Below are 17463 nucleotides of genomic sequence, written 5' to 3'. Positions count from 1 at the left end.
CGGTGGGAGCGGCGGCTCACACATGAGCCCCCTCTTGCCGCTCGAATCCCCCATTTTGCCGCGTACGCAGGGCCTGAACGGGGGAGTTTTCATCAACCTTTGAGAGTTTGCTCCAGCACGTGCAGCTGCTGGTTCAGCTCGGTCAGTTGCTGGCGTTCGCCGGCGATCTTGCGCACCGCGTGCAGCACGGTGGTGTGGTCGCGTCCGCCGAACAGCTCGCCGATCTCGGGCAGGCTCTTCTGGGTCAATTCCTTGGCCAGGTACATGGCAATCTGGCGCGGCCGGGCAATGCTGGCCGGGCGCTTCTTGCTGTACATGTCGGCCACCTTGATCTTGTAGTAGTCGGCCACCGTCTTCTGGATGTTTTCCACGCTGATCTGGCGGTTCTGGATGGACAGCAGATCACGCAGGGCCTCGCGGGCCAGCTGGATGGAGACTTCCTTCTGGTTGAAGCGCGAATAGGCCAGGATCTTGCGCAGCGCGCCTTCGAGCTCGCGCACGTTGGAGCGCACGTTCTTGGCCACGAAGAAGGCGACTTCCTCGGGCATCTCGGCGTTCTCGGCGCGGGCCTTGTTGATCAGGATGGCCACGCGCATCTCCAGTTCGGGCGGCTCGATGGCCACCGTCAGCCCGGAGTCGAAGCGCGAGACCAGCCGCTCGTGGATGTTGGCCAGGCCCTTGGGATAGGTGTCCGAGGTCATCACGATGTGGCTCTTCTTGGCCAGCAGGGCCTCGAAGGCGTTGAAGAACTCCTCCTGCGTGCGGTCCTTGTTGGCGAAGAACTGCACATCGTCGATCAGCAGCAGATCCAGCGAGTGGTAGCGCTCCTTGAATTCGTCAAAAGTGCGGCGCTGATAGGCCTTGACCACATCCGAGACGAACTGCTCGGCGTGGATGTAGAGAACTTTCGCGTCGGGCTTGTCGGCCAGCAGCTTGTTGCCCACGGCATGCACCAGGTGGGTCTTGCCCAGGCCCACGCCGCCGTAGATGAACAGCGGGTTGTACAGGTGGCCGGGCGAGCCCGCCACATGCATGGCGGCCGAGCGTGCCATGCGGTTGGCCGTGCCTTCCACCAGGGTTTCAAAGGTCAGCGCGGCGTTCAGGCGCGTACGGAAGACCGGCGCTGCCGCGTCTTCGCCAGTGACCGTGGGCACCGAGGTGACAATGGTTTCCGGTGGGGCCGAGCGCTCGCTGGAAGATGGGCGAACATAAGTACGCACAACGCTTTCCCGTTGAGCGAGCGCTAACTCAAGTGTCACCGGCTGGCCATAGAGCGACTCCAGCATGGCCGAGATGCGGCCTGCATATTGGGCGCGGATCCAGTCGAGCTTGAAGCGGTTGGCCACGTAGACGGTGACTTTGGAGAAGTCTTCGGCGACGTGCGCGGTCAGGGGCTTGATCCAGGTGTTGAACTGCTGCTCAGGCATTTCCTGCCCCAGTTGCTCAACGCAGACTTGCCACAGGCCCTGGCCTGCATCGTTCGTAGGTTCCTCTGTCATTGTCGAAGTCTAGTTGTGGATAGGAGGAACTGTTGCGAGGCTGCCATTGTAGCTTTTGCGGAAGTTATCCACAAAATATCAGGAGCTTGTCCTCTGCCCTGTCGCAAAATGGGCAGGCATCCTTCGGGTTCGAAGGGCATTGCATCAAGTGGGCAACGCTGTGATAATCGCGGGTTTCCCTGAATGTGTTCAGGGTGATATGTCCCGCCCGTCTGCATCGGGTCTGCATGCTGCTGCTGGTTGCCTTGGGCGAAACCTTCCCGGTTCGCGCTCCTGGCCGCACATGGCAAGTGCATCGTGCAGATTTTTGGCAGGTGGCCTGGCGGTTTGCCTTTGTGGCGGCTGCTGGCTGCACTGCGTGTAGCGTGCCGGATACGGGACCGGTGCAAAACTGAACCTTCTCTAGGAACCAACATGAAACGTACTTACCAACCCTCCAAGACCCGTCGCGCCCGCACCCACGGCTTTCTGGTCCGCATGAAGACCAAGGGCGGCCGCGCCGTGATCAACGCTCGCCGCGCCAAGGGCCGCAAGCGTCTGGCCGTCTAAGGCCAGCCATTGCTGGGCGGTTTGCTCGCTGCACTGAACCCCTGAAAGGGGTGCTGGAATGCAACGGCTGAAAACACGTCCGCAGTTTCAGGCCGCCATGGCTGCCGGTACGATTTCGCGTACCGCGCACTTCGCCCTGCACCGTCTCGTTCTGACGGAGCAGGTCGCTGCCATGCCGCCACCGACAGGGCCCGGATCGCAAGATCCGCAGGCCCTGTTCGGCGTTGGCGCGGTGCGCCGGGATGCCTGGCTGGGTGCCATGGTGCCCAAGCGCTGGGCGCGCCGATCGGTGACACGCCACACCATCAAGCGGCAGATCTATGCCGTGGGCGGCGAGCACGAGGCCTTGATGCTCCATGGCGCGCATGTGGTGCGATTGCGCTCGGGCTTTGACCGGCGCCAGTTCGTGAGCGCCACGTCCGATGTGCTCAAGCAGGCGGTTCGTGCCGAGCTGCAGCAGCTGTTCGTCCATGCCGCGAAACGCCTGTCGCAGCCGGCACCCGGGTTGCCTCAGCCAGCGCAGGAGCCGGCCGCTGCCGCTGGCGAGCCTGCCGGAGCCACGCCATGATGCAGCGGCTGCTGATGGCGCTGGTGCGTGGCTATCGGCTGATGCTCAGTCCCTGGCTGGGCTCGGCCTGCCGCTTCACGCCGACCTGCTCTGCCTATTCCCTTGAAGCGCTGGAGCAACACGGCGCTGCGGTAGGCTCCTACCTGACACTGCGCCGACTGGCGCGCTGTCATCCGTGGTGTGACGGGGGGCATGACCCTGTGCCAGAGCACAAGCCCAGGCTGTTCACCAGCCTGACGGCTGCGCCCGAAAACACCCAACCTTCCTCACCTAAGAAGTCTTCATGAACGATATTCGCCGCACCATCCTGTGGGTGATATTTGGCTTTTCGCTGGTCTTGCTATGGGACAAATGGCAAGTGCACAACGGCAAGAAGGCCACTTTCTTCCCCGCGCCGGCCGTGGCCACGGCCCCGGCACCTGAAACGGGCAAGGCGCCCGGCGACGCCAGCGTGCCCTCGGCAGCGACTGCGGCAACGGCCGGTGCCGGCGAAGTGCCTGGCGGCGCTGCCGCGCCCGAGGCTGCTCCGCGCCAGAACGTGACCATCAGCACCGACGTGCTGCGCCTGACCTTCGACAGCCAGGGCGGCACGCTGCGCCATGCCGAGCTGCTCAAGTACGCCGATTCCGCCCACAAGGACAAGCCGGTCGTGCTGTTCGACGAGAGCGTGCACCGTGTGTACCTGGGCCAGTCGGGCCTGATCGGCGGCGGTTTCCCCACGCACAAGACGACCATGACCGCGCTGCCCGGTGCACGCGAGCTCAAGGACGGCGAGGACCAGATGGAGCTTCGCTTCGAGTCGCCCGACATGGGCGGCGTGAAGCTGGTCAAGATCTGGACGCTCAAGCGCGGTGCCTACGACATCGGCGTGCGCCATGAAGTGGTGAACACCGGCACGACTGCCGTGAACCCGCAGCTGTACCTGCAGCTGGTGCGCGACGGCAACAAGCCCGAAGGCGAAGAGTCCACCATGTACTCCACCTTCACGGGCCCGGCCGTCTACACCGACGAGAAGAAGTACCAGAAGGTCGAGTTCAAGGACATCGAAAACGGCAAGGCCAGCGTCGAGAAGTCGTCCTCGGGCGGCTACGTGGCCATGGTCCAGCATTACTTCGCCAGCGCCTGGCTGCTGGCCGAAGGCGTGCAGCGCGAGAACTTCCTGCGCAAGGTGGACAGCAACCTCTACGCCGTCGGCATGATCACGCCCGTGGGCACCATCGAGCCCGGCCAGAGCAAGAGCGTGGAAGCGCGCCTGTTTGCCGGACCCCAGATCGAAAAGCGCCTGGAGGCTCTGGCCCCCGGCCTGGAACTGGTCAAGGACTATGGCTGGCTGACCATCCTGGCCAAGCCGCTGTACTGGCTGCTGGACAAGCTGCACGGTTTCCTGGGCAACTGGGGCTGGTCCATCGTGGCCCTGGTGCTGCTGCTGAAGATCGCCTTCTACTGGCTCAATGCCAAGGCCTACTCCTCGATGGCCAAGATGAAGGCCATCAACCCGCGCATCATGGAAATGCGCGAGCGCCTCAAGGACAAGCCCCAGCAGATGCAGCAGGAGATGATGCGCATCTACCGCGAGGAAAAGGTCAACCCCATGGGCGGCTGCCTGCCCATCATCATCCAGATCCCGGTGTTCATCGCGCTGTACTGGGTGCTGCTGTCCAGCGTGGAAATCCGCAACGCCCCCTGGATCGGCTGGATCACCGACCTGTCGGCCAAGGACCCGCTGTTCATCCTGCCCGTGCTGATGACCCTGTCGTCGCTGCTGCAGACCGCGCTGAACCCCGCTCCGCCGGACCCGATGCAGGCCAAGATGATGTGGATCATGCCCCTGGTCTTCAGCGTGATGTTCTTCTTCTTCCCGGCCGGCCTGGTGCTGTACTGGCTGACGAACAACATCCTGTCCATTGCCCAGCAGTGGATCATCAACACCCGCATGGGCGTGCCGCCGCAGTTCAATCTGCCCAACTTCGGCAAGACCAAGCCTGCCAAGTAAGCCTGCGAAGGCCCTGGCTCCAAAGCCCGCTTCGGCGGGCTTTTTTCATGGGCGGCCTATCATCGGCGGCCTGAAATCCCTTCCCAAGAAAGCTCCATCCATGCTGCCCCGCCACAACGACCCCATTGCCGCCATCGCCACCGCTCCGGGGCGCGGCGCCGTGGGCATCGTGCGCGTCTCCGGCAAGGGGGTGGCGCCGCTGGTGCGGGTGCTGTGCGGGCGCGACCTCAAGCCGCGCGAGGCCACCTACCTGCCGTTGCGCGATGCCGCAGGCGGACCCATAGACCACGGCCTGGCCCTGTTCTTCCCGGCGCCGCACAGCTACACCGGCGAGGACGTGCTGGAGCTGCAGGCCCACGGCGGCCCGGTCGTGCTGCAGCTGCTGCTGGCACGCTGCCTGGAGGCGGCGCAAGAGCCTCTCGAAGGCCATCGCAGCGTACTGCCTGGCCTGCGCCTGGCCCAGCCTGGGGAATTCACCGAACGTGCCTTTCTCAACGACAAGATCGATCTGGCCCAGGCCGAAGCCATTGCCGACCTGATCGACGCCAGCACCGAGGCCGCCGCGCGCAGCGCGAGCCGCTCGCTGTCGGGAGCCTTCTCCGAGGAGATCCATGGCCTGCGCGATGCGCTGGTGCACCTGCGCATGCTGGTCGAGGCCACGCTGGACTTTCCCGAGGAAGAGATCGACTTCCTGCAAAAGGCCGATGCCAGCGGCCAGCTCGCGCGGCTGCGCGGCAAGCTGGACCAGGTGCTGTCGCGCGCCCACCAGGGTGCGCTGCTGCGCGAAGGCATCAAGGTCGTGATCGCAGGGCAGCCCAATGCGGGCAAGAGCTCGCTGCTCAATGCGCTGGCCGGTGCCGAGCTGGCCATCGTCACGCCCATCGCCGGCACCACGCGCGACAAGGTGCAGCAGACCATCCAGATCGAGGGCGTGCCGCTGCACGTGATAGACACAGCCGGCCTGCGCGAGAGCAGTGACGAAGTCGAGCGCATCGGCATCGCCCGCGCCTGGGAGGAGATCGCTGCGGCCGATGCCGTGCTCTTCCTGCACGACCTCACGCGCATGGGCGACAACGACTATCTGGCCGCAGACGCGGCCATCGCCGAAACCCTGGCCCAGAAGCTGCCGGGCCAGGTGCCCGTGATCGATGTCTGGAACAAGACCGATCGCGCCGAGCCGGCCCAGCTGCAGGCGCATGGCGGGCGCGAAGGCAGCGTGGCGCTGTCGGCACGCACCGGCGACGGCCTGGATGCGCTGCGCCGGCGCCTGCTGGATGTGGCCGGATGGCAGTCCGCCCCCGAAGGCCTGTACCTGGCGCGCGCACGCCATGTGGAGGCGCTGCAGGCCGTGGCCGCGCGCCTGGAAGAGGCCGAGCTGCAGCTGGCGGCCCAGGCCGCCCATCTGGACCTGCTGGCCGAGGAACTGCGCCTGGCCCAGGTCTCGCTGAACTCCATCACCGGGGAATTCAGCTCGGATGACCTGCTGGGTGTGATCTTCTCGAGCTTTTGCATTGGCAAGTGACGGAGGGGATCCGGGCTGAGCGCGGCATGCACAGCACGGCTGATGGGATGGCGGCAATATTTATCTTTTGCTACAAAATTTGCTGTCGAAAACCCACGCGCCGGCATTGGCGTGCCCGCTGCCGTCGCTTAGCATGCGGCGTGCCGCAGCGGCCCTTGCCGCTGCCTGTCGCCGGGTGCCGTCCCGGAGCGGGTACGCGGCCCACTTCGAACCGGATCCGCCATGTCTTCTTCCTCCCACAATGATTTGCGGCCCTTGGCCCAGGCCATGTCGTCGGCCGTGGCTGTCGACGGTGTGCAGAACGCGCTGACCTCGGAGCAGTGGGATCTGCTGGCACCTTACCTGGTGCCCGTCACTCTGGCCGCGGGCGAGCTGCTGTTTGCCGAAGGTTCGCTGGACCGCAATCTGTACTTCGTGGAGTCCGGCAGCCTCAGCGTGCACTACCAGGATGCCAAGGAGCGCATCCGCCTGGCCATCGTCGGTCCGGGCTCCATCCTGGGCGAGGGCGCCTTCTTTGCGCACCGCGCGCGCCACGCCACGGTGCAGGCTGCCGCGCCGGGGCGCCTGTGGTGCCTGACGGCCATGCGCTTCGCCGAACTCAGCAACCGCCAGCCCGGGGTGGCTCTGGCCCTGGTCATGGCCGCCGGCCAGGTCCTGGCGCGACGCGCGGTGGACAGCCGCCGCCGGGTGGCGAGCACCTGAGCAGCACCTGAACGGCACTTGGGCGAAGGCTCTCGGGGGGCCGGGTGGGATTACAGACCGGGCTTTGCTCTGCGACAAATTGATACAGCGGTTTTTGCAACACCTGTGCTCAAAATGTCGCCAAGTTGCAGGCACAATGCCGCGAGTTTGTGACTATTCGTGACAATGAGAGCCCCCATGTCTGTGTTCAACTGGTTTTCCCGCAAGCCTTTGCCCGAACAGGGTCGTGGTTCGCCTGGAAACGATGGCCAGGCCAACCCCGCGGCACGCCGTGATGCCGTCGCGGCCGGGCGCCGCAGCGAGCGGTCCGAGCGCCGTGAGCAGCTCTACGGCGTGGTGCGCGATGTCATGGTGCGTGCCGGGGTGTTGTCGGCCAGCTACAAGTTCAAGGTGCTCTCGCTGGACAGCGTGGGCCAGCGCTTCGTGGTGATGATGGACCTGGCACGGGCCTATGCCAGCGAAACCGCTCGGCTCAGCGAGATCGAGGCCATGCTGGCCCAGGCGGCCAAGGCCCGCATGGGCGCGGTCGTGACAGCCGTGTACTGGCGGGTCAGCGACCAGAACGCTGCCGCCCAGGCCCAGGTGCATTCCGTGGCCGTGCGCACACCGCGTCCCGTCCAGCCCGTGGCCGTCCCCGCCGTGGCTGCGATGGAGGCCGTGGCGCCCCAGCGCCGCAGGCAGGACACGGCGCCGTTCGAGCCCATAGACGATCAGGAAATGGCCGCCTTCAAGATGGCCGTGGCGGCCATGCCCGCTGCAGCCCGTGGTGCGGGCTCTGCAGCTGCGGCGCCCGCCGGCGTGCGCCGCTCGGGCCCCTTGCTCGGGCCAGGCGCAGGCGAACGCGGCGCGGACTTTCACCACAGCACGCTGGACCATCTGGACCTGGGTGTCACCCAGTACGGCGAACTGCGCTGACCGGGCGCCGGCCTGATTCAGTGGCCGGCGAAATCCACCAGCGTGAACAGCGGCAGGCCGCCATCACGCAGCAGGGTGGAGCCGCCCAGTTCGGGCAGATCCACGATGGCCGCGCCCTCGATCACCGTGGCGCCCAGCTTTTCCAGCAATCTCTTGCCGGCCATCATGGTGCCGCCGGTGGCGATCAGGTCGTCGATCAGCAGTACGCGATCACCGGTCTTGACGGCATCTGTGTGCAGCTCCACCGTGGCGCTGCCGTATTCGAGCTCATAGGTTTCCTCCACCGTGGTGAACGGCAGCTTGCCCTTCTTGCGGATGGGCACAAAGCCAACGCCCAGCTCGTGGGCCACCACGGCACCCAGGATGAAGCCGCGTGCATCGAGCCCTGCCACCACGTCGGGGCGCATGCCGCGCTGCATGTAGCGGTGCACGAAGGCGTCGGTCATCACGCGAAAGACCTGGGGGTCCTGCAGCAGCGGCGTGATGTCGCGGAACTGCACGCCGGGCGCCGGCCAGTCGGGCACGGTGCGTATGTGCGATCGCAGGTAGTCGTTGACGCTGAGGGTGGTGTGCATGGCGCTGGATCGGGGGCTGGAAAGAACGGGCCAGTGTACCCAGACGCCCGATGGGGGCCGCCGCCGCCGGGTAGCCAGACCGCCTAAAATCTTCCAGATGAATTCTGATGCTGCCACCTTGAATGCGCTGGATACGTCCAGGGTCCTGCGCCTGGCCCGCGACACCCTGGGCATCGAGGCCGATGCCCTTCTTGCCATGTCGCAGCGCCTGGATGGCGTGTTCGGTGAAGTGGTGCAGCGCATCCTGAGCCTGTCCGGCCGCGTCGTCGTGATGGGCATGGGCAAGAGTGGCCACGTCGGGCGCAAGGTGGCGGCCACCCTGGCATCCACGGGCACTCCCGCCTTCTTCGTGCATCCGGGCGAGGCCAGCCATGGCGACCTGGGCATGGTGACCGGCATCGATCTGGTACTGGCGCTGTCCAACAGCGGCGAGGCCGATGAACTCACCGTGCTGCTGCCTGCCATCAAGCGCCAGGGCATACCCCTGGTGGCCATGACCGGCGGCGCGCAGTCCACGCTGGCCCGCCATGCCGACTGGGTGCTGGACACCCGTGTGGAGCGCGAGGCCTGCCCTTTGAACCTGGCACCCACGGCCAGCACCACCGCGCAGATGGCCATGGGCGACGCCCTTGCCGTGGCACTGCTCGATGCACGCGGCTTTGGCGCCGAGGACTTTGCGCGCTCTCATCCGGGCGGCGCGCTGGGCCGCAAGCTGCTGACCCATGTGCGCGATGTCATGCGCAGTGGCAAAGAGCTGCCCAAGGTCGGGGCCGATGCCAGCTTTGTCGAGTTGATGCGCGAGATGAGCGCCAAGGGCCTGGGCTGCTCGGCCATCGTCGATGCGGCAGGCGTGCTGCAAGGCATCTTCACCGACGGAGACCTGCGCCGCCGTGTCGAGGCCGGCACCGACCTGCGCGCGCTGCAGGCCGGCGATGTCATGCACAAGGGCCCCCGCACCATCGCCGAAGACGCGCTGGCCGTCGACGCCGCCAGCATGATGGAGGAGCACGGCATCACCGCCGTGCTGGTGGCCGATGCGCAGCACCAGCTGCGCGGCGTGGTCCATATCCGCGACCTGATGCGCGCCAAGGTAATCTGATGGCACGCGCTCCCTTGACGCCCGTGCAGAACTGGGACGCACCACTGCTGCTGCTGGCGCAGGATGTGCGGGTGGCATTCTTCGATGTCGATGGCGTGCTGACCGATGGCGGCCTGCTGTTCTCTGGCGAAGGCGAAGTGCTCAAGCGCTTCAACACGCTGGACGGCCATGGTCTGAAACTGCTGCAAAAGGCTGGCATCACGCCCGCCGTGGTGACGGGCCGCGATTCGCCCGCGCTTCGCCTGCGGCTGAGCAATCTGGGCGTCACGCATGCGCGCTTTGGCACGGAAGACAAGGTGCCTGCCGCCGAGGCCATCCTGAAGGAGCTGGGCCTGCAATGGCACCAGGCGGCAGCCATGGGCGACGACTGGCCGGACCTGCCCGTGATGCGGCGCTCCGCCTTCGCCTGCGCACCGGCCAACGCCCATGACGAAGTGCTGGCCGTGGCCGATTGGGTCACGCCGCGCAGCGGCGGTGAAGGAGCGGTGCGCCAGCTGTGCGACCTGCTGCTGGCCGCGCGTGGCGCCTATGCCGGGCTGCTGGCGGAATACGCATCATGACCCAGGCCTGGCGCCGCGTCGGTGACCGGCTTTCCCTGTACCTGCCCGTGCTGCTGATGGGCCTGCTGGCGCTGGGCACCTGGTGGCTGGTGCGCAATGCGCCGCAGCCCCTGGCCAGCGGCACCGAAAAGGCCGTGGCGCACGAGCCCGACTATTTCATGAAGGATTTCTCGATCAAGAGCTTCGATGCCACGGGGCGTCTGAAGAGCCAGATCGAGGGCAGCATGGGCCGCCACTATCCCGATACCGACACGCTTGAAATCGACAACGTCCGCATGTTCGCGGTCTCGCCCGAAGGCCGCATCACGCGCGGCAGTGCGAACCGGGCGCTGAGCAATGCCGATGGTTCCGAGGTGCAGATGTTCGGCAATGCCATCGTCACGCGCGAGCCATTTGTGACAGCAGGTAAACAGCCGCAGCCGCAGTTGCAATTCCAGGGCGAATTCCTGCACGCCTGGCCCAACGAGGAGCGCGTGAGTTCCAACCAGCCCGTGGTGCTGACCCGTGGCAAGGACCGCTTCACGGCCGACAGCATGCAGTACAGCAACCTGGATCTGGTCATGAAACTGCAGGGCCGCGTGCGCGGCACCCTGCAGCCTTCCAGGACCAAGTAAGGCGCCAGCGCAAGCGCAGGCATGCCGATGGAGAACAAGCCATGACGACATCCTCGCGCAGCCCGGCACCCCTGGCCTTCATCACCGGCGCATCCAGCGGCATAGGCCAGGCCCTGGCCTGGCACGCCTACCAGCAAGGCTGGTCGCTGGCGCTGGTGGCTCGGCGCGGCGACGTGATGGCGCAGTGGGCTGCGCAACAGGGCCTGGACTCCTCGCGTTTCGCCCTCTACGAGGCTGATGTGGGCGTGCCTGACAGCATCATCGCCGCCGCCCGGCGCTGCGAGCAGCAGCAGGGCCTGCCCGATGTCGTGATCGCCAATGCTGGCGTCAGCTGGGGCGTGGACACCTCGATGCGCGAGGACATCGACTCCATGCAGCAGGTGCTGGCTGTCAACACGATGGGGGTTGTGGCCAGCTTCCACCCCTTCATCGCACCCATGGTGCAGCGTGGAAGCGGGCAACTGGTCGGAATTTCCAGTGTGGCCGGGCTGCGCGGCTTGCCAGGACACGGCGCTTATTGCGCCAGCAAGGCTGCAGTCATTGCCTATTGCGAAAGCCTTCGCGGTGAATTGCGCAGTAGTGGCGTAAAAGTCACGACATTGCTTCCTGGCTATGTGGATACACCCCTCACGCGTGGTAACCGCTATGGCATGCCATTCCTATTGGAGCCGCAGGAGTTTTCCGCAAGGGCCTGGCGTGCCATTGAAGCTCGCCGCAGTCTGGTCATCATTCCATGGCAAATGGCCTGGGTGGGGCGGTTGATGAAAATTCTCCCCAACGCGATATTCGACAGGCTGCTTGTAGGACGGAAGCGCAAACATCGGCATTTGGAAAATCCCTGATGCCCATTGCCGTTCGGAATATGTTCATGCACGCATCTTGTGCGTAAAAAAGGCTCCATGAAGGAGCCTTTTTGATTCGGGGTAACACTGAGAACCGTGGATCTCATTCCCCGTTGTTATTGTTGTTTCCCCAGCCGCCGCCACGGCCGCCATTGCGGGGGCCGGAGCCATAAGGGCTGCGGAATCCGCCGTCGCCACGACCGCCGTAGCCGCCGCCACCGCCGCCGTCACCACGGCCATAGCCGCCACGGTCGCCACCGTCACCGCGTCCGTAGCCACCGCCATCACCGCGGCCACCGCCACCGTAACCGCCGCCGCCACCATCACCACGGCCATAGCCGCCGCCACCGCCGCCAAAGCCGCCCGAACGCGGGGGGCGAGGCTCCATGGGACGTGCTTCGTTCACCACAAGGCTGCGTCCGCCCAATGGCTGGCCATTCATGCCCTGAACGGCAGCCTGAGCCTCGGCATCACTGCCCATCTCGACAAACCCGAATCCCTTGGAACGGCCTGTGTCGCGCTCCATCATGACCCGGGCGCTGGTGACAGCGCCGAACTGGCTGAATGCCTGCTCCAAGTCGTTGTCACGCACACCATAGGGAAGGTTGCCGACGTAAAGCTTATTGCCCATCAAAAACTCCTCAACTCCTCAATGCTCACTGGTTTGCGCTCGGCTTCAGGACGCACAGACATCAGGTTCCTTGTATACAAGAGCCTGGCCAACCTTCCTAAACACATAGCGTTCGAACGGGTCTGCCCGAAACTAAATTATGAAGCACAAAAATCAAAAAGATAAATGCTCGAAAACACAAGCTGATAACGTTTGGCAACAAAAAAGGGGCCCAGAGGGCCCCTTTTTTTGCTAACGCATGCTCTAAGCGAGAGCTTAGTAGCTGTTGCGACGGCCACCGCCGTAGCCGCCGTCGCGGTTGCCACCGCCGAAGCCGCCACCGCCGCCACCACCGAAGCCGCCGCCGAAGCCGCCGCTACGGGGAGCGCGGGGCTCCATCGGGCGGGCTTCGTTGACCACCAGGTCACGGCCGCCGCGGTTTTGGCCGTGCAGGCCTTGGATAGCAGCTTGTGCTTCGGCATCGCTGCCCATTTCGACGAAGCCGAAACCCTTGGAACGGCCGGTGTCGCGCTCCATCATTACCTTGGCGCTGTTAACGGCGCCGAATTCGCTGAAGGCTTGCTCCAGATCGCTGTCACGGAAGGTGTACGGCAGGTTGCCGACGTAAAGCTTGTTGCCCATGGAGGACTCCTGAAAAAACTGGAAAACGCGATGGAGCCCTAGGGAGTCAACACGGGATGACAACGTTAGAGACGCAAACGCACTAGCACTCATTGAGCCGAAGCCCGAACGAAAGCTCGCCCATTATGTGGCAGAAGTTTTCGCACGTTATTACTGTTTCGCAAAAATTCGTCGTGCCCGCCACAGAATGCCCCTGGGAGTTACCCTGAAATTGCGGCAGCGCATAAGCAAGTGCCTTGGCGGCAGTGGGGGCCGGCATGCAGATCTGAGGGCTGCTATGATCGCCGGCTCAGTCTTTGGGGAGTAGATCGTTCGGCTCAGCAGCCGGATGCATGCGTCAACAAACTTGGGCCTTCGCTGGCCTATGGCGTATGCGGCGCGCAGTGCAATGCTGCGTGTGACCGATCGAGACCATTGACCGCGCACCGATCCAAAGGCCGGAGTCGGAGCGTGGTCAATGCGTGCTCTATCCGGCCGGATAAATCCCCACACCATGGAAGCCTTCCTGATTTCAACCTCCGTCGTCGCGCTTGCCGAGATGGGGGACAAGACCCAGCTGCTGTCGCTGGTGCTCGCCGCGCGTTTTCGCAAACCCTGGCCCATCGTGGCGGGCATTTTCGTGGCCACGCTGGTCAACCATGCGCTGGCCGGTGCCGTGGGCGCCTGGATCACCAGCTATCTTGGCGAGAACGCCATGCGCTGGATTCTTGGCCTGTCCTTCATCGCCATGGCGGTCTGGATGCTGATCCCCGACAAGCTCGACGAGGACGAGGTCTCCGGGCATTCGCGCTGGGGCGTCTTCGGCACGACGCTGGTGGCCTTCTTCCTGGCCGAGATGGGCGACAAGACGCAGATTGCCACCGTGATGCTGGCGGCCAAGTACAACGCCTACCTGTGGGTGGTGGCCGGCACCACGCTGGGCATGATGCTGGCCAACGCTCCCGTGGTGTGGCTGGGCGACAAGCTGGTCAAGCGCGTGCCCATCCGGCTGGTGCATGTGATCTCGGCCGTGATCTTCCTGGTGCTGGGCGTGCTGGCCCTGTTCCTTCCGGGGGCAGGCGTTTTGGCATAATGATTCTTCATGCGCCGATTTGCTTCTGCTTGCGGGCGCTTTATAAATCCAGCTAAAGACGACACCAGAGAACCCGGCCTCGTTTTTAGCGATGCCGGGTTTTTTCATGTCCTTCATCGCCACACCACAATCCATGCACTTCGACGAGCCGCTGCCGCTGCAGGGCGGCGGCTCGATCCGTGACTACGACCTCGCCTACGAGACCTACGGGCAGCTCAACGCCGACCGCAGCAATGCCGTGCTGGTCTGCCATGCGCTCAACGCCTCCCACCATGTGGCCGGCGTGTACGAGGGCCAGCCCAAGAGCGAGGGCTGGTGGGACAACATGATCGGCCCCGGCAAGCCCGTGGACACGAACCGGTTCTTCGTGATCGGCGTGAACAACCTGGGCTCGTGCTTTGGCTCCACGGGCCCCATGCACGCGCATCCGGACACCGGCAGGATCTATGGCGCCGACTTTCCCGTGGTCACCGTGGAGGATTGGGTGGACGCCCAGGCCCGGCTGCTGGACCGGCTGGGCATAGCGCAGCTGGCCGCGGTGCTGGGCGGCAGCCTGGGCGGCATGCAGGCGCTGTCCTGGTCGCTGCGCCATCCGGACCGCATGCGCCATGCCGTGGTCGTGGCCAGCGCGCCCAACCTCAATGCGGAGAACATCGCCTTCAACGAGGTGGCGCGGCGCGCCATCGTCACCGATCCGGATTTCCATGGCGGGCATTTCTACGAGCATGGCGTGGTGCCGGCGCGCGGCCTGCGCATCGCCCGCATGATCGGCCACATCACCTACCTGAGCGACGACGTGATGAACCAGAAGTTCGGCCGCCAGCTGAGGGAGGGCCTGGACCTGAAGTACAGCACGCAGGACGTGGAGTTCCAGATCGAGAGCTACCTGCGCTACCAGGGCGAGAAGTTCAGCAGCTACTTCGACGCCAACACCTACCTGCTGATCACGCGCGCGCTCGACTATTTCGACCCGGCGCGCACGCATGGCGGCGACCTGACCCAGGCGCTGTCGGTGGCCAAGGCCGGCTTTTTGCTGGTCAGCTTCACCACCGACTGGCGCTTCGCGCCCGCACGCAGCCGCGAGATCGTGAAGTCGCTGCTGGAGAACAACCGCGACGTCAGCTATGCCGAGATCGACGCGCCCCACGGCCATGACGCCTTCCTGCTCGACGACCCCCGCTACATGAACGTGATGCGCTCCTACTTCGACGGCATCGCCCAGGAAACCACGACAGCCGCCAAGGAGGCCGCATGACCGAGCTGAACACCATGCAGGCGATTGCGCGCCTGATCCCCAAGGGCTCGCGTGTGCTCGACCTGGGCTGCGGCGATGGCGCCCTGCTGTCGCACCTTCAGCGCGAGCGTGGCTGCACCGGCTACGGCGTGGAGCTGGATGACGCCAACGTGCTGGCCTGCGTGCGCCGGGGCGTGAACGTGCTGCAGCTGAACCTGGAGGACGGCCTGGCCATCTTCCAGGACAACAGCTTCGACGTGGTGCTGCAGATCGATACGCTGCAGCATCTGCGCAATGCCGAGACCATGCTGCAGGAGACGGCGCGCATAGGGCGCGCGGGCATCGTCGCCTTCCCCAACTTCGCGCACTGGCCCAACCGCCTGTCCGTGCTGCGCGGGCGCATGCCGGTGACGCGGCGCCTGCCCTACCAGTGGTATGACACGCCCAACATCCGCGTGGGCACCTACAAGGACTTCGAGGTGCTGGCCACCCGGAACCGGCTGCGCATACTGGACTCCTTCGGCCTGCAGGATGGCCGCAGCGTGCGTACCCTGCCCAATCTCATGGCGGGCACGGCGGTCTTCCATTTCGAGCACGCCTGAGCGCAGGCGGGCCATGCCCGTGTCATCCCCGGCGCGCACAATCGAATGCCCCGAGACCCCGGAGACAGACATGGACAACCTCCCACGCCGCCGCGCGCTGGCCCTGGCCGGCGCGGCCGCCGGCCTGCTGGTGGCCGGCTGCGCCGCACCGCAGGCGCCCGCCCGAAGCGATGCCGCTGCCGACTGGCCGCCCCGGCCCGCGCTGATCGCCCATCGCGGCGCATCGGCGCTGCGGCCAGAGCACACGCTGGAGGCATACCGCGAGGCCATACGCGCGGGCGCCGACTTCATCGAGCCCGACCTGGTCATCACGCGCGATGGCGTGCTGGTGGCGCGGCATGAGAACGCCATCGCCATCCTGGCGGCCGACGGCAGCCTCAAGGAGGCCACGACCAATGTGGCCGACCGCCCCGAGTTCGCGGCGCGCAAGACCACCAAAACCATCGACGGGCAGGCGATCACGGGCTGGTTCGTGGAGGATTTCACGCTGGCCGAGTTGAAGACGCTGCGTGCGCGCGAACGCATTCCGGCGATCCGCCCGGCGAATGTGCAGTTCAATGACCGTTTCGAGGTGCCCACGCTGCAGGAGGTCATCGACCTGGCCCGAGCCGAGAGCGCACGCACGAGCCGTACCATCGGCATCTATCCCGAGACCAAGCACCCGAGCTACTTCCAGTCCATCGGCCTGCCGCTGGAGCCCGCGCTGCTCAAGCTGCTCGCGGACAACGGCTGGAACCATGCGCAGGCGCCGGTGTTCGTGCAGTCCTTCGAGGTCGAGAACCTGCGCTGGATCCGTGCGCGCAGCAGCCTGCGCCTGGTGCAGTTGCTGGCGCCCAAGGGCAAGCCCTATGACAGCGTGGCACGCGGCACGGGCCCCGGCTATGCCGACATGGTCACGCCCGCAGGCCTGGCCGAGATTGCGCGCTACGCCAACGGCATAGGGCCGAGCAAAAGCATGGTGATCCCCGTGGTGCAGGGTGCGAATGCCGCGCCCACTGCGCTGGTGGCCGATGCCCATCGCGCGGGGCTGCTGGTCCATCCCTGGACGCTGCGGCCCGAGAACGCCTTCCTTCCCCTGAGCCTGAAATCTCCGCCCGCACAGGACGGCGCCCGGCGTGGCAATGCGCGCGCCGACATGGACGATTTCCTGCGCACGGGCATCGATGGCATCTTCACCGACGACCCGTCGGTGGGGCGAGCCGCCATTGACGCATTGCTCAAGTCGCGGCCTTGACCGGACGTGCTGCCGTGCGCCGGCCCGCTGCCTGCGCCTGCTCCAGCCACTGCTGGCGGCGTGCGGCATCGGCGCCGAGCACGGGTCCGAAACTGTGTATGCGCACGGGCCGGATGCCGCTGAACTCCAGGATGGCACGGCGCATCTGGTGATGGCCCGGCATGTGCGCCAGCCAGCGGTAATACCAGGGCGGGGAATCCATGCTCACCAGCAGATCGGCGGTGCGGCCGGCCAGCAGCCGGTCCCACAGCATCGAGCCCTTGCGGTACTTGAAGGCGAAGCCCGGCAGAAAGATGCGGTCGATGAAGCCCTTGAGCAAGGCCGGCAGGCCGCCCCACCAGGTCGGATAGACCCAGGCCAGGTGGCTGGCCCACAGGATGTCGGCCTGGGCCTGCTGCAGGTCAGGCTCCAGGGGCTGATCCTGGCGATAGCCGGCGCGCAGCAGCGGGTCGAATTCCAGTTCGCCCAGGCGCAGTGTGCGCACTTGGGCACCGCTGTCGCGTGCGCCCTGGGCGTAGGCATCGGCCAGGCCGGCGCACAGGCTGCCGGCCGACGGGTGGCCGAGGATGATCAGGATGCGCTGGGGATGATGGGGGTGCGTGGTGCTTGGAGACATGGCGGCCATGTTCGC

Annotated in this window: 20 protein-coding genes; 15 read left to right on the top strand and 5 right to left on the bottom strand. The window is 65.5% G+C overall.

From position 1 onward, the window contains the following. Nucleotides 1-92 precede the first annotated feature (92 nt). Nucleotides 93-1499, bottom strand: coding sequence for a chromosomal replication initiator protein DnaA (dnaA, locus tag ACF8ML_RS09180; RefSeq protein WP_016447259.1), 1407 nt, complete (start codon nt 1497-1499; stop codon nt 93-95). A gap of 414 nt (nt 1500-1913) precedes the next feature. Here dnaA and rpmH point away from each other — a divergent pair, with 414 nt between their 5' ends. The 7 genes from rpmH (at nt 1914) to ACF8ML_RS09145 (ending at nt 7748) form a co-directional block, all read left to right on the top strand. After that, on the top strand, nt 1914-2048 hold the full coding sequence (rpmH, locus tag ACF8ML_RS09175; protein WP_012207856.1) for a 50S ribosomal protein L34: 135 nt from the start codon (nt 1914-1916) through the stop codon (nt 2046-2048). Between the two features lie 58 nt (nt 2049-2106). Continuing rightward, nucleotides 2107-2616, top strand: coding sequence for a ribonuclease P protein component (locus ACF8ML_RS09170; protein ID WP_392407011.1), 510 nt, complete (start codon nt 2107-2109; stop codon nt 2614-2616). Then, nucleotides 2613-2903 (top strand): membrane protein insertion efficiency factor YidD, encoded by a 291-nt coding sequence (yidD, locus tag ACF8ML_RS09165; protein WP_016447257.1) that lies wholly within the window; start codon nt 2613-2615, stop codon nt 2901-2903. Before ACF8ML_RS09170 ends, yidD begins: the two co-directional genes overlap by 4 nt. Then, nucleotides 2900-4609, top strand: coding sequence for a membrane protein insertase YidC (gene yidC, locus ACF8ML_RS09160; RefSeq protein WP_016447256.1), 1710 nt, complete (start codon nt 2900-2902; stop codon nt 4607-4609). The genes yidD and yidC overlap by 4 nt, the downstream gene beginning before the upstream one ends. A gap of 100 nt (nt 4610-4709) precedes the next feature. Then, the gene (gene mnmE / locus ACF8ML_RS09155; RefSeq protein ID WP_279493754.1) at nt 4710-6131 is read left to right on the top strand and encodes a tRNA uridine-5-carboxymethylaminomethyl(34) synthesis GTPase MnmE; all 1422 of its coding nucleotides are present in this window, start codon (nt 4710-4712) and stop codon (nt 6129-6131) included. 222 nt (nt 6132-6353) lie between these two features. Next, nucleotides 6354-6833, top strand: a complete 480-nt coding sequence (locus tag ACF8ML_RS09150; RefSeq protein ID WP_016447254.1) for a Crp/Fnr family transcriptional regulator — start codon at nt 6354-6356, stop codon at nt 6831-6833. Between the two features lie 177 nt (nt 6834-7010). Next, a complete protein-coding gene (locus ACF8ML_RS09145; RefSeq protein WP_016447253.1) occupies nt 7011-7748 on the top strand; it encodes a hypothetical protein in 738 nt (245 codons plus the stop codon). Nucleotides 7749-7765: 17 nt separating this feature from the next. Here ACF8ML_RS09145 and ACF8ML_RS09140 read toward each other — a convergent pair whose 3' ends face one another. Further along, nucleotides 7766-8323, bottom strand: a complete 558-nt coding sequence (locus ACF8ML_RS09140) for an adenine phosphoribosyltransferase (protein ID WP_017405006.1) — start codon at nt 8321-8323, stop codon at nt 7766-7768. Between the two features lie 97 nt (nt 8324-8420). On the opposite strand from ACF8ML_RS09140, the gene ACF8ML_RS09135 reads away from it, so the two are divergent. From ACF8ML_RS09135 to ACF8ML_RS09120, 4 genes are read left to right on the top strand one after another with little or no spacing between them, the layout of a single operon-like run. After that, nucleotides 8421-9422, top strand: a complete 1002-nt coding sequence (locus ACF8ML_RS09135; protein WP_016447251.1) for an SIS domain-containing protein — start codon at nt 8421-8423, stop codon at nt 9420-9422. After that, a complete protein-coding gene (locus ACF8ML_RS09130) occupies nt 9422-9982 on the top strand; it encodes an HAD family hydrolase (protein WP_016454196.1) in 561 nt (186 codons plus the stop codon). Before ACF8ML_RS09135 ends, ACF8ML_RS09130 begins: the two co-directional genes overlap by 1 nt. Next, nucleotides 9979-10596, top strand: a complete 618-nt coding sequence (gene lptC / locus ACF8ML_RS09125; protein ID WP_016447249.1) for an LPS export ABC transporter periplasmic protein LptC — start codon at nt 9979-9981, stop codon at nt 10594-10596. Before ACF8ML_RS09130 ends, lptC begins: the two co-directional genes overlap by 4 nt. 41 nt (nt 10597-10637) lie before the next feature. Next, a complete protein-coding gene (locus tag ACF8ML_RS09120; RefSeq protein WP_392407010.1) occupies nt 10638-11438 on the top strand; it encodes an SDR family oxidoreductase in 801 nt (266 codons plus the stop codon). A gap of 103 nt (nt 11439-11541) precedes the next feature. Here the strand turns inward: ACF8ML_RS09120 and ACF8ML_RS09115 are convergent, their stop codons facing one another. Both ACF8ML_RS09115 and ACF8ML_RS09110 read right to left on the bottom strand, forming a co-directional pair. After that, nucleotides 11542-12069 (bottom strand): RNA-binding protein, encoded by a 528-nt coding sequence (locus ACF8ML_RS09115; RefSeq protein WP_082001643.1) that lies wholly within the window; start codon nt 12067-12069, stop codon nt 11542-11544. Nucleotides 12070-12324: 255 nt separating this feature from the next. Next, on the bottom strand, nt 12325-12690 hold the full coding sequence (locus ACF8ML_RS09110) for an RNA-binding protein (protein WP_016447246.1): 366 nt from the start codon (nt 12688-12690) through the stop codon (nt 12325-12327). A gap of 493 nt (nt 12691-13183) precedes the next feature. Here ACF8ML_RS09110 and ACF8ML_RS09105 point away from each other — a divergent pair, with 493 nt between their 5' ends. From ACF8ML_RS09105 to ACF8ML_RS09090, 4 genes are all read left to right on the top strand, one after another. After that, nucleotides 13184-13762, top strand: coding sequence for a TMEM165/GDT1 family protein (locus tag ACF8ML_RS09105; protein WP_034348253.1), 579 nt, complete (start codon nt 13184-13186; stop codon nt 13760-13762). Nucleotides 13763-13868: 106 nt separating this feature from the next. Further along, complete coding sequence (locus ACF8ML_RS09100; RefSeq protein ID WP_026062280.1) at nt 13869-15017, top strand: homoserine O-acetyltransferase; 1149 nt, start codon at nt 13869-13871, stop codon at nt 15015-15017. Next, on the top strand, nt 15014-15598 hold the full coding sequence (gene metW, locus ACF8ML_RS09095) for a methionine biosynthesis protein MetW (protein WP_012207840.1): 585 nt from the start codon (nt 15014-15016) through the stop codon (nt 15596-15598). The genes ACF8ML_RS09100 and metW overlap by 4 nt, the downstream gene beginning before the upstream one ends. Before the next feature lie 70 nt (nt 15599-15668). After that, nucleotides 15669-16832 carry a glycerophosphodiester phosphodiesterase gene (locus tag ACF8ML_RS09090; RefSeq protein WP_392407009.1) on the top strand — a complete coding sequence of 388 codons (1164 nt, stop codon included), beginning with the start codon at nt 15669-15671 and terminating at the stop codon, nt 16830-16832. Here the strand turns inward: ACF8ML_RS09090 and ACF8ML_RS09085 are convergent. Continuing rightward, nucleotides 16816-17457, bottom strand: a complete 642-nt coding sequence (locus ACF8ML_RS09085) for an NAD(P)H-dependent oxidoreductase (RefSeq protein ID WP_016447241.1) — start codon at nt 17455-17457, stop codon at nt 16816-16818. The genes ACF8ML_RS09090 and ACF8ML_RS09085 overlap by 17 nt on opposite strands. Nucleotides 17458-17463: the final 6 nt, after the last annotated feature.

The sequence above is a fragment of the Delftia sp. WSY_10 genome, from assembly GCF_043104705.1.
In the GTDB taxonomy this organism is placed as follows: domain Bacteria; phylum Pseudomonadota; class Gammaproteobacteria; order Burkholderiales; family Burkholderiaceae_C; genus Comamonas; species Comamonas tsuruhatensis.
This window is presented reverse-complemented; position numbering and strand designations above follow the sequence as displayed.

Excerpts from the sequence above, each read along its gene's own strand:
- ACF8ML_RS09150 (WP_016447254.1), top strand. The coding sequence starts at position 6,354 with ATGTCTTCTTCCTCCCACAATGATTTGCGGCCCTTGGCCCAGGCCATG.
- ACF8ML_RS09100 (WP_026062280.1), top strand. The coding sequence starts at position 13,869 with ATGTCCTTCATCGCCACACCACAATCCATGCACTTCGACGAGCCGCTG.
- ACF8ML_RS09120 (WP_392407010.1), top strand. The coding sequence starts at position 10,638 with ATGACGACATCCTCGCGCAGCCCGGCACCCCTGGCCTTCATCACCGGC.
- ACF8ML_RS09140 (WP_017405006.1), bottom strand. The coding sequence starts at position 8,323 with ATGCACACCACCCTCAGCGTCAACGACTACCTGCGATCGCACATACGC.
- yidD (WP_016447257.1), top strand. The coding sequence starts at position 2,613 with ATGATGCAGCGGCTGCTGATGGCGCTGGTGCGTGGCTATCGGCTGATG.
- dnaA (WP_016447259.1), bottom strand. The coding sequence starts at position 1,499 with ATGACAGAGGAACCTACGAACGATGCAGGCCAGGGCCTGTGGCAAGTC.
- mnmE (WP_279493754.1), top strand. The coding sequence starts at position 4,710 with ATGCTGCCCCGCCACAACGACCCCATTGCCGCCATCGCCACCGCTCCG.
- ACF8ML_RS09130 (WP_016454196.1), top strand. The coding sequence starts at position 9,422 with ATGGCACGCGCTCCCTTGACGCCCGTGCAGAACTGGGACGCACCACTG.
- yidC (WP_016447256.1), top strand. The coding sequence starts at position 2,900 with ATGAACGATATTCGCCGCACCATCCTGTGGGTGATATTTGGCTTTTCG.
- ACF8ML_RS09115 (WP_082001643.1), bottom strand. The coding sequence starts at position 12,069 with ATGGGCAATAAGCTTTACGTCGGCAACCTTCCCTATGGTGTGCGTGAC.
- ACF8ML_RS09170 (WP_392407011.1), top strand. The coding sequence starts at position 2,107 with ATGCAACGGCTGAAAACACGTCCGCAGTTTCAGGCCGCCATGGCTGCC.
- ACF8ML_RS09145 (WP_016447253.1), top strand. The coding sequence starts at position 7,011 with ATGTCTGTGTTCAACTGGTTTTCCCGCAAGCCTTTGCCCGAACAGGGT.
- ACF8ML_RS09135 (WP_016447251.1), top strand. The coding sequence starts at position 8,421 with ATGAATTCTGATGCTGCCACCTTGAATGCGCTGGATACGTCCAGGGTC.
- ACF8ML_RS09105 (WP_034348253.1), top strand. The coding sequence starts at position 13,184 with ATGGAAGCCTTCCTGATTTCAACCTCCGTCGTCGCGCTTGCCGAGATG.
- ACF8ML_RS09085 (WP_016447241.1), bottom strand. The coding sequence starts at position 17,457 with ATGGCCGCCATGTCTCCAAGCACCACGCACCCCCATCATCCCCAGCGC.
- metW (WP_012207840.1), top strand. The coding sequence starts at position 15,014 with ATGACCGAGCTGAACACCATGCAGGCGATTGCGCGCCTGATCCCCAAG.
- ACF8ML_RS09110 (WP_016447246.1), bottom strand. The coding sequence starts at position 12,690 with ATGGGCAACAAGCTTTACGTCGGCAACCTGCCGTACACCTTCCGTGAC.
- lptC (WP_016447249.1), top strand. The coding sequence starts at position 9,979 with ATGACCCAGGCCTGGCGCCGCGTCGGTGACCGGCTTTCCCTGTACCTG.
- rpmH (WP_012207856.1), top strand. The coding sequence starts at position 1,914 with ATGAAACGTACTTACCAACCCTCCAAGACCCGTCGCGCCCGCACCCAC.
- ACF8ML_RS09090 (WP_392407009.1), top strand. The coding sequence starts at position 15,669 with ATGGACAACCTCCCACGCCGCCGCGCGCTGGCCCTGGCCGGCGCGGCC.